Below are 292 nucleotides of genomic sequence, written 5' to 3'. Positions count from 1 at the left end.
CACACACTACGTACGCTGACGTCCGACAGTAAATTCGCGGATTATTTCTTTTAGATGTGTATAAGAGACAGCTTCAAGCCACTGGCTTCAGGAGTACTGAATACCAGGAAGACTTCGTGATGCCCGGGAGCTCACCGCGGTGAGCCATGTCGCGGAAGCGAACACGGGAGATGCCGAACTTCTGGAAGGTACCGCTGTCTCTTATACACATCTCCGAGCCCACGAGACCATTAAAAAAAAAAATGATCCCCCTCTCCTCGGTCTACTCTCTCGTCTTCTTTCTCACCTCTTC

At 50.3% G+C, this 292-nt stretch carries 1 protein-coding gene; it reads right to left on the bottom strand.

Going from position 1 to position 292, the window contains the following annotated elements; translation table 11 throughout:
• Positions 1-73: 73 nt before the first annotated feature.
• Positions 74-211: a hypothetical protein gene (locus ARTB_RS21455; RefSeq protein ID WP_279294516.1), complete on the bottom strand. Its 138-nt coding sequence runs from the start codon at positions 209-211 to the stop codon at positions 74-76.
• Positions 212-292 lie beyond the last annotated feature (81 nt).

The sequence above is a fragment of the Arthrobacter humicola genome, from assembly GCF_022803015.1.
Lineage (GTDB): Bacteria > Actinomycetota > Actinomycetes > Actinomycetales > Micrococcaceae > Arthrobacter > Arthrobacter humicola_A.
This window is presented reverse-complemented; position numbering and strand designations above follow the sequence as displayed.